This is a genomic window from Anaeroplasma sp., assembly GCF_034179385.1.
Taxonomy (GTDB): domain Bacteria; phylum Bacillota_I; class Bacilli_A; order Acholeplasmatales; family Anaeroplasmataceae; genus Anaeroplasma.
In genome coordinates this window covers 1-9,370 of sequence record NZ_JAXFPY010000132.1, presented here as the reverse complement: position 1 = coordinate 9,370, position 9,370 = coordinate 1, and the positions used below count along the sequence as shown (strand labels likewise).

The 9,370-nt window shown below is 37.3% G+C and carries 9 protein-coding genes and 1 other annotated feature; of the genes, 8 read left to right on the top strand and 1 reads right to left on the bottom strand.

Annotated features, from left to right (window positions below; genetic code table 11):
- The first annotated feature begins 73 nt into the window (after positions 1–73).
- From rpoC to SPJ17_RS08880, 8 genes are all read left to right on the top strand, one after another.
- The gene (rpoC, locus tag SPJ17_RS08915) at positions 74–3,838 is read left to right on the top strand and encodes a DNA-directed RNA polymerase subunit beta' (protein WP_321094904.1); all 3,765 of its coding nucleotides are present in this window, start codon (positions 74–76) and stop codon (positions 3,836–3,838) included.
- A 269-nt stretch (positions 3,839–4,107) separates the two neighbouring features.
- The gene (locus SPJ17_RS08910) at positions 4,108–5,277 is read left to right on the top strand and encodes a tetratricopeptide repeat protein (protein WP_321094902.1); all 1,170 of its coding nucleotides are present in this window, start codon (positions 4,108–4,110) and stop codon (positions 5,275–5,277) included.
- A gap of 33 nt (positions 5,278–5,310) precedes the next feature.
- Positions 5,311–5,841, top strand: coding sequence for a hypothetical protein (locus tag SPJ17_RS08905; protein ID WP_321094900.1), 531 nt, complete (start codon positions 5,311–5,313; stop codon positions 5,839–5,841).
- Between the two features lie 297 nt (positions 5,842–6,138).
- The gene (gene rplK, locus SPJ17_RS08900; RefSeq protein ID WP_119017013.1) at positions 6,139–6,564 is read left to right on the top strand and encodes a 50S ribosomal protein L11; all 426 of its coding nucleotides are present in this window, start codon (positions 6,139–6,141) and stop codon (positions 6,562–6,564) included.
- Between the two features lie 76 nt (positions 6,565–6,640).
- Positions 6,641–7,330 carry a 50S ribosomal protein L1 gene (gene rplA / locus SPJ17_RS08895; RefSeq protein ID WP_321094895.1) on the top strand — a complete coding sequence of 230 codons (690 nt, stop codon included), beginning with the start codon at positions 6,641–6,643 and terminating at the stop codon, positions 7,328–7,330.
- A 10-nt stretch (positions 7,331–7,340) separates the two neighbouring features.
- Positions 7,341–7,465: a sequence feature (ribosomal protein L10 leader region), on the top strand.
- Positions 7,466–7,481: 16 nt separating this feature from the next.
- Complete coding sequence (rplJ, locus tag SPJ17_RS08890) at positions 7,482–7,982, top strand: 50S ribosomal protein L10 (protein ID WP_321094893.1); 501 nt, start codon at positions 7,482–7,484, stop codon at positions 7,980–7,982.
- A gap of 44 nt (positions 7,983–8,026) precedes the next feature.
- Positions 8,027–8,401 (top strand): 50S ribosomal protein L7/L12, encoded by a 375-nt coding sequence (rplL, locus tag SPJ17_RS08885; RefSeq protein ID WP_321094891.1) that lies wholly within the window; start codon positions 8,027–8,029, stop codon positions 8,399–8,401.
- Positions 8,402–8,491: 90 nt separating this feature from the next.
- Positions 8,492–9,106: a methyltransferase gene (locus SPJ17_RS08880; RefSeq protein ID WP_321094888.1), complete on the top strand. Its 615-nt coding sequence runs from the start codon at positions 8,492–8,494 to the stop codon at positions 9,104–9,106.
- 61 nt (positions 9,107–9,167) lie between these two features.
- Here SPJ17_RS08880 and SPJ17_RS08875 read toward each other — a convergent pair.
- The coding region (locus SPJ17_RS08875; RefSeq protein WP_321094887.1) for a hypothetical protein at positions 9,168–9,370 on the bottom strand (203 nt) is incomplete at its 5' end.

The following is a 9,370-nucleotide window of genomic DNA, read 5'->3' as shown; positions in this document are numbered from 1 at the left end:
GAAGAATCTACTGAGGCTGTTGCACAGGTTGAAGAAGCAGATGACGATATCGCATTCGAGGAGGAGGAATAAGATGAAGCAATATAAGTATATTAAAATCGGTTTAGCTTCTCCTGAGGAAATCAGATCATGGTCTCATGGTGAGGTTTTAAAGCATGAAACAATCAATTATCGTACATTAAAGCCAGAACCAGATGGATTATTCTGTGAGAAAATTTTCGGACCTTCTAAGGACTATCAATGTGCCTGCGGAAAGTCAAAGAGAAATACAGATAAGGGTAAAATTTGCGAGAAGTGCGGTGTTGAAATTACTGAATCTAAGGTAAGAAGAGAAAGAATGGGTCATATCCAGCTTGCATCTCCAGTAGTACATACTTGGTTCTTAAGAAATTCTCCATCTCCTTTAGCTACCCTACTTGAATTAAAGACAAAGGATCTAGATGAAATTGTTTATTTAGCATCCTATATTGTTACTGAAGTATCAAATAAGGCTTGTGGCTTAGTTAAGAAGCAAATTTTAACTGAACAGAACTATGCTGAATTAATGGAAAAATATCCAGGACAGTTCAAGGCTTTAACTGGTGCTGAGGCTGTTAAGACTCTACTTCGTGGAATTAACCTTGAGGAAGAGGAAAAGAGCTTAAGAAGAAAATTAAAGACTTCTTCTAAGCAACGTCGTGATAAGGTTATTAAGAGACTTGAAATTGTTGAATCCTTCTTAAGAAGTGATAACAAGCCAGAATGGATGGTACTTGATATCCTTCCTGTTATCCCACCTGCATTAAGACCTATGGTTCAGCTTGAGGGTGGTAGATTCGCAACAACAGACTTAAATGACTTATACCGTCGTATTTTAAACCGTAATAATCGTTTAAAGAAGCAGTATGAGCAGCATGCTCCTCATCTTATCACTAAGAATGAGAAGAGAATGCTTCAGGAAGCCGTTGATGCCCTAATTGATAACGCAAAGCGTGGTAAGAAGGGTAATGTAGATAAGACTCATAAGCTAAAGAGCTTATCTGATATGCTTCGTGGTAAGCAAGGACGTTTCCGTCAGAACCTACTTGGTAAGAGAGTTGACTACTCTGGTCGTTCTGTTATCGTTGTTGGTCCATCTCTAAAGATGTATCAGTGTGGTGTTCCAAAGGAAATGGCATTAATTCTATTCAAACCATTCGTTTTAAGAGAATTAATGAAGCAGGGCAACTCTATTGCAGTTGCAAACAAGATGGTTGATAACCAGGAAAACTCTGTTTGGGGTATTCTAGAAGAGGTTATTCGTGAGCATCCAGTTCTATTAAACCGTGCACCTACACTTCACCGTTTAGGTATTCAGGCTTTCGAGCCAATCTTAATTGAGGGTAAGGCTATTCGTCTTCACCCATTAGTTTGTACACCATTCAACGCAGACTTCGATGGTGACCAGATGGCTATCCACCTTCCATTATCCTTAGAAGCACAGGCTGAAGCTAGATTATTAATGCTTGCAAGTAATAACATTCTAAACCCAAGAGATGGTAAGCCAGTTGTTACTCCATCTCAGGATATGATCTTAGGTAACTACTACATTACACTTGAGCGTAAGGGTGAGCCTAATGAAGGTCATGTTTATAAGGATTACGATGAAGCATATATTGCATATAAGAATGGTGCAATCACACTTCATACAAGAATTTTCGTTGATGGTTCTTATTTAGGTGAGCATAAGCTTCCTCTAAATAGACCATCCAATTACCTATTCACTACAATGGGTAAGATGATCTTCAACACAATTCTTCCAGATTCCTTCCCATACTTAAATGAGCCAACGGAGGCGAACTTAACTGGTCAAACTCCACTTAAGTATTTCTTAGATACAAAGAATGTTGTTGAATCTAGAGAAACATTATTAGCACAGCCAGAGGTTGCTCCACTTAAGAAGAAGCAAATCGCAAGAATCATTGCTGAGGTATTCAAGAGATTTAAGATTACGGAAACATCTAGAATGCTTGATAGAATCAAGGATTTAGGTTATAAGTATTGTACAATTGCTGGTATGACTATTTCTATGGCAGATGTCTTAGACTATAAGGGCAAGCACGATAGAGTTAAAGAGGCTGAAAAGAAGGTAGACCAGATTACTGAATTCTACGAGGAAGGTTTAATTACAAATAAGGAACGTAAGAAGAGCGTAGAGAAGGAATGGAATGCTGCAACAGCTGAAATTTCTGCAGGTCTATGGAATGAGCTTGCTAAGAATGAGGATAACCACATCTTCATGATGGCCGATTCTGGTTCCCGTGGTAATGCATCTAACTTCGCACAGCTAGCTGGTATGCGTGGATTAATGGCAAATACTGCCGGTGAAACTATCGAAGTTCCAGTTAAGGCTAACTTCCGTGAAGGATTATCCGTTGCTGAATTCTTCATTTCTACCCACGGTTCTCGTAAGGGTTCTACAGATACTGCCTTAAAGACAGCAGAATCTGGTTATTTAACAAGAAGACTTGTCGATGTATCTCAGAATGTTGTAATTTCTATGGTAGATTGTGGTACTGAAAAGGGCTTCTATGTTAGTGATATTGTTGATGAAAACACACTAGATAATGGTAAACCAAAGCTAGTTGTATCTGTTGGTGATCGTTGTATTGGTCGTTTCGCTGCAAAGGATGTTGTTAACCCTGAAACAGGTGAAATCATTTGTAAGCGTAATGAATTGATTACAGAGGATATGGCTGCAACAATCAATTCCTGTGGCATTAAGGAAGTATGCTTAAGAACTGCATTAACATGTGCTGCTAAGAGCGGTATCTGTATGAAGTGCTATGGTAGAAACCTTGCTACAAATATGGTTGTTGAGGTTGGTGAGGCAGTTGGTACAATTGCTGCACAGTCCATCGGTGAGCCAGGTACTCAGTTAACCATGAGAACCTTCCATACAGGTGGTGTTGCATCTGCAGCCGATATCACTCAAGGTCTTCCAAGAGTTCAGGAGCTTTTCGAAGCTCGTAAGCCAAAAGGAAAGGCTACTATTTCTGAAATCAATGGTGTTGTTGAATCTATTACACCTTCTAAGGCTGGTAAGGTAATTAAGATTGTTAATACAGATACAAATGAGGCAGAATCCTATACCGTTGATGCTACATCTGAGCTTTTAGTTTCTGAGGGAACTGAGGTTAAGCGTGGCGATAAGCTAATGAAGGGTTCTATCCATCCAAAGGAATTATTAAGAGTCTTAGATGCTACAGCTACACAGAAGTACATTGTAGAAGAGGTTAAGAAGGTTTATACTTCTCAATCCGTAGATATTTCTGATAAGCATATCGAAATTATTGTTCGTCAGATGATGCGTAAGGTACGTGTTGATTCTGAAGGTGATACGGATCTATTACCAGGTAGAGATGTATCTGTATTAGAATACAATGCAGCAGTTAAGGATTGTATGGCTCGTCATGGCAAGCTTCCTGTTGCTAAGCAGTTAATCTTAGGTATTACTAAGGCTGCCTTAGCTTCAGATTCCTTCCTATCTGCATCTTCCTTCCAGGAAACTACAAGAGTATTAACTTCTGCAGCAATTCAGTCTAAGGTTGATATTCTTGAGGGTCTAAAGGAAAATACAATTATCGGTGGTTTAATCCCTGCTGGTACTGGTATTTTACAGGAGGACACATTCGAGTGTGAGCATCGTCCTGTTGATGAATCAGTTTATGCAGAAGCAATGGCAGAAGCACGCTCTGATAGAGATGATGACGATGATGAGGTTGATGGTTCTATTGCAAGATTAGCTAGAGGCGATGAGGATGATGAATCTTCAGACTTCACAGTTGAATATGAAGAAAGAGACATCGACGAACTATAAAAATGATTAAGGCAGAGTTTTCTGCCTTTTTCTTGTATTGATTGTAAAGAAGATTTATATTGCATGAATTTCTTCTTTGTAAAGAGTTATTTTGAATCCTCCTATGATAATTCTTATCTTACGCAAAAACAATAATCGTTGAATAATAGAAAGGTGTAAGGCATTTCTTTAAGAAATAGGACATAACACTTTTTTCTTGGGCTTTGTCATATTGTATTTTTAACTATTTTAAGGTAAAATAAAGTAATGAATTGCGAGGTGCATATCCTATGGCAGAATACGTTATTAACCAATATCGTGGTGTCTTTAAAAGAGCTGTAGAATTATATGAAAACGAAAAATTTAAGGATTCGTTTTTATTATTTGAAACTGTCGTTCAAAACGACCAGGCAAATTATCAAGCATGTTATTATCTAGGTGATCAATTATATTATGGTAAAGGGTGCCCCAAAAATGTAAAAAGAGCATTTCAACTATTCATGAGTGCAGCATCGAATAAAATTACAGATGCAGCATACATGGTAGGTATGTGCTATTTAGAGGGTAATGGTATTAACCAGGATTCTACCCAGGCAGTTGCTTGGTTCACTGAGGCTGCAAAATATGCCCACCCATTAAGCCAGTATTATCTAGGATTAGCTTATATGAAGGGTGAGGGTATCAATAAGGATATTCCAAGAGCTGCCCAGTGGTTAGTTCATGCGGCTAAGGCTGGTGTAATTCAAGCACAAAGAGATGGTGGATTATGCTACGAATATTTAGGTAAATTTAAAGGTGCTGCAAAATTATTCTTAGCTGGTGCCGAAAATGGAGATCCCCTATGCCAAGAGAAGATTGCAGATTATTATGCTGAAGGTAAAGGTATTTTACAGTGTACAGAATTATCTGTTCACTATATTCAGCTTGCTGCAGATCAAAACAATCCACATGCACAGCTTAAGCTTGCCAATCGTTATAGCTTAGGTGATGGCGTAAGATTAGATAAAAAGGTTGCCTTCAACTGGTATCAAAGGGCTGCCAATAGCGAAGACCCTGCATCCATGAATGCATTAGCGGAATGCTATCACTTAGGTGATGGATGCTTAAAGAATGACGCTCTTGCTATTTCTTGGTGGCAAAAGGCTGCAAATAATGGAAATATTCCAGCTATGATTCACTTAGCTGAAAACTTGACAGAACCATCCGACAAGAATATCGTTCAGGATTTAGTTACAGCTAAATATTGGTGGAGTAGAGCTGCTGAAGCTGGTGATGCTTACGCTATGTATCGTTTGGGTGACTGTCTAGAGCATGGTATTGGTGTATCTGTAGTAAATCTAGAGGATGCATTTAAGTGGTATAGACTTGCTTCCCAAAATGGTAATGAGGATGCTAGTGAGGCAACAAAGCGTTTCTCAAGAAGCATTACAGGCAAGGTAAAGATTAAAAAGGTAGTATAATTTTTAGTTTTATACGTGGTAGAAAAATGGGCAATGCAATTAAAAAAAACAGGAGAAGCTATAAGCGAAAACGCTGGTTCAAATCCATATGTAACATTAATTAATGTTGGACTTGAATTTGGAAAGGAAGCTCTAAAATATATTAATGAAATGCAAGGTCAGATAAGTGAAATGAATAAAACTCAGCTTGATGACCATGATAGAAAAATAATGGTTTATCAAGAACAGCTAGAGGAATTAAAAACTCTCATCAACACACCGGATTTATCTTTTGAAGAAAAAAGAAAAATAATTGATGAAATGGGTCAAATCAGAGAGAAAATCAATTTGGAATTAGATAGAAGAATTGAACTTTCCAATGCGGAAAAGGAAAAGACTCAAGAAGATAAAAGAAAAGTGGGAAGGTTTGCTGCAGAAGTATTAACGGGTGTAATTCCTTTTACTACAGCTTATAGAGCAATAAAAAAGAAACAAGATAAGAAAAAATCCTCAATCACGGTTGAAGATGATTCTACTGAAGATAATGTTCAAATTGAAAACAATAAGCAAATAGAAGCAAAATAGTATATAAATTAGATGAAATTGGAGCCATATTGGCTCTTTTTTTTACAAAGTAAATATTGGAAAAACAGCAAAAAACTTTAAAAAAAATTCCTGATTTACCAACTCTGTGCAAATTAGGAATTAACTGAAAAAACAAACATGAAAAAACAAATTTTTAAAAAAGTGAAAAAACAAATTGACTATGAAATTCCATTTTGATATAATGTAAAAGCATGCGTATGATTACGCGAGGAGTGGGAGGACTTTGTCCAAAAGTCTGTTTGACCACATCATTGAAAGAAGGAGGAAATTTATAAAATGGCTAAGAAAGTTACAAAAGTTGTAAAACTACAGATTCAGGCCGGTAAAGCTAATCCAGCTCCACCAGTAGGTCCAGCTCTAGGACAGGCAGGAGTTAACATTCCAGGATTCTGTTCTCAATTCAATGACGCTACAAAGGATAAGATGGGCTATGTATTGCCAGTAGTAATCTCAGTATACGAAGACCGTTCATTCACATTCGTAGTACATACTCCACCAGCAGCAGATTTATTATTAAAGGCTGCAGGTATTCAAAAGGGTTCTGAGAATTCTAAGAAGCATACAGTAGCTACAATCACTAGAGCTCAGGCAAGACAGATTGCAGAAATGAAGATGCCAGACTTAAATGCCAATGACATTGAAGCTGCTACAAACATCATTTGTGGTACAGCTAAGAACATGGGTATCGTAGTTGAAGGCTAATTAATTTGGTTGTGTAAAACAGCCTAAAACTTGTGGGAGGAATTCCCGCTTTAACCACATTTTAGGAGGAAACAATATGAAGAGAGGAAAGAAGTACGTTGAAGCAGCTAAGCTTGTAGAGAAGTCTAAGGCTTATGATGTTAAAGAAGCATTAGATTTAGCTTGCAAGACATCTACAGCTAAGTTTGATGCATCTGTTGATGTATCCTTCCGCTTAAACATTGATCCACGTAAGGCAGAGCAGAATATCCGTGGTGCTATCGTGTTACCTAACGGTACTGGTAAGACTAGAAAGGTATTAGTTATTTGCCGTGGAGCAAAGCAGCAGGAAGCTACTGAGGCAGGCGCTGATTATGTTGGCGAAGCTGAAATGATCAACAAGATCAATCAGGGCTGGTTCGACTTTGACGTTATCGTAGCTACACCAGATATGATGGGTCAGTTAGGTCGTTTAGGACGTGTATTAGGTCCTAAGGGATTAATGCCAAACCCTAAGACTGGTACAGTAACTATGGACGTTGCTAAGGCAGTTAAGGAAATCAAAGCAGGTAAGGTTGAATACCGTCCTGATAAGGTTGGTAACATCCAGATGACTATCGGTAAGGTATCCTTTGGTGCTGATAAGCTAGCTGAGAATTTCAAGGCTGTATATGATGCTATTATGAAGGTTAAGCCTTCTACTATTAAGGGTGCATATGTAAAGAATATTTCTGTTGCATCTACAATGGGTCCTGGCATCAAGGTTTCATCTGATTCCATTAAGTAATATCAGATAATTAGAAGTACAATTTAAGCCGAAGACAGTAGGCGGGTTTTAAACCCTCAATCTCCTACCGAGGAATTTAAAAGAAGAAAGTGAGATCCTCTTTTGCCTCGGCAGAAGAGGATTTTATTTTAAAAATTTATGGAGGTATAAAATGAAGGAAAGCATTTTAGCTAAACAGGAAGAAGTTAAGCTTGTTTCAGAAAAAATGAAGAACTCAGCTGCATTCGTGGTATTCAAGTATCAGGGATTAACAGTTAAGGCATTCCAGACTTTACGTAGAGCTATGCGTGAGGCTGGTGTAGAAGTTTCTGTAATCAAGAACAACATCGCTACTAGAGCTGCTAAGGACAATGGTTATGATGCAGTTGTTGATGCATTCTCTGGTCCAGTTGCAGTTGCATTCGCTAAGGAAGATGTTGTTGCTCCAGCTAAGATTTTATTCGCAGCTAAGAAGGAAGAAGAAACAAGCAAGCTTGAAGTAGTAAAAGGTGTAGTTGATGGCGATGTATATTCATTCGATCAATTACAGGTATTGTCTCAGTTACCATCTTACGAAACATTATTAACTCAGTTAGCTGCTGGTATGTTAGGTACAGTTTCTCAGTTAGCAATTGGTTTAAATATGTTAGTAGAAAAGGGACAGGAAGCCTAAATTTTAATTAAAAAATAAATTTATTATATTGGAGGAAAAATAAAATGGCTAAGTTAACAAAAGAAGTATTTATTGAATCTTTAAAAGAAATGACAATCCTTGAAATCAAGGAATTAGTAGACGCTATGAAGGAGGAATTCGGTATTGACCCAACTGCAGTTGCTGCTGCTCCTACTGCTGGTGCTGGTGCTGCTGCTCAAGCTGAACAGACTGAGTTCGATGTTGTATTAACATCTGCTGGTGCTGCTAAGTTAGGCGTAATCAAGGTTGTTAAGGAATTAACTGGTTTAGGATTAAAGGAAGCTAAGGATTTAGTTGACAACGCTCCTAAGGCTGTTAAGGAAAAGGTATCTAAGGCAGAGGCTGACGAGTTAAAGGCTAAGTTAGAGGCTGCTGGTGCTACTGTTGAAGTTAAGTAATTAACAATTCAGTAATATCATTTTAAAATTAGTTATAAAAAGTGGGCTTAAGGGGTCTTAAGCCCTTTTTTAGTAAGGTTTTATTCGCTTATGGACAAGAACACACATTATTATTCAAAAACTCAAGAAAACGTAAAATCCAACCCAAATATCTATACATTTCATTTCATGGATCATACATTCCATTTTCATACAGATAGCGGAGTATTCTCTAAGGAATATATCGATTATGGTACATTCGCGATGCTAAAGGCATTCAAGCCAAATGAAATAGAAGGAAATATTTTAGATATGGGTGCAGGCTATGGCCCAATAGGTATCGTTTTATCCACATTATATAAGAAGCATGCAATAATGTGTGAGATTAACGAGCGTGCCTATAATCTTAATCTATTAAACATAAAGGAAAATAACGCAGACGCAGAAGTATTCCATAGCGACCTTTACGAAAAGGTTCAAGGAATGAGCTTTGCATCTATCATTACGAACCCACCCATTCGAGCAGGAAAACAAACCGTATTTGCTATATACGATGGTGCATTTCATCATTTACTTCCAAATGGTGAATTATGGGTTGTAATACAAAAGAAGCAGGGTGCTCCATCTTCTAAGGAGCATCTAGAAAAGCTTTTTGGCAATTGTGAAATTATCACAAGAGATAAAGGCTATTACATTTTAAAATCAATTAAGCATGAACAAAAGTGAATAAAAATTCACTCTATGAGTAAACTCATATTTTAACGAATTTATATATAAATATATATTTCTACATATTTACATATACTCTATATGGTATTGTTAGACCTCTACTCATCAAATACTTTATTATAGTATCATTTGAGTTACGTTTATATTTATTAATCATATTTAAGGCGGCATTTATATCAGCGTTGATTATTGTGCCGTCTTTTCTTTTATATAATCCTCTTTGAATTCTTTTTCCACTCCTAATTTTATCCTTTCCTATTT

What these genes read in the sequence shown, in the direction of transcription:
- rpoC (WP_321094904.1), top strand. Translation starts at nt 74, where the DNA reads ATGAAGCAATATAAGTATATTAAAATCGGTTTAGCTTCTCCTGAGGAA.
- SPJ17_RS08910 (WP_321094902.1), top strand. Translation starts at nt 4,108, where the DNA reads ATGGCAGAATACGTTATTAACCAATATCGTGGTGTCTTTAAAAGAGCT.
- SPJ17_RS08905 (WP_321094900.1), top strand. Translation starts at nt 5,311, where the DNA reads ATGCAATTAAAAAAAACAGGAGAAGCTATAAGCGAAAACGCTGGTTCA.
- rplK (WP_119017013.1), top strand. Translation starts at nt 6,139, where the DNA reads ATGGCTAAGAAAGTTACAAAAGTTGTAAAACTACAGATTCAGGCCGGT.
- rplA (WP_321094895.1), top strand. Translation starts at nt 6,641, where the DNA reads ATGAAGAGAGGAAAGAAGTACGTTGAAGCAGCTAAGCTTGTAGAGAAG.
- rplJ (WP_321094893.1), top strand. Translation starts at nt 7,482, where the DNA reads ATGAAGGAAAGCATTTTAGCTAAACAGGAAGAAGTTAAGCTTGTTTCA.
- rplL (WP_321094891.1), top strand. Translation starts at nt 8,027, where the DNA reads ATGGCTAAGTTAACAAAAGAAGTATTTATTGAATCTTTAAAAGAAATG.
- SPJ17_RS08880 (WP_321094888.1), top strand. Translation starts at nt 8,492, where the DNA reads ATGGACAAGAACACACATTATTATTCAAAAACTCAAGAAAACGTAAAA.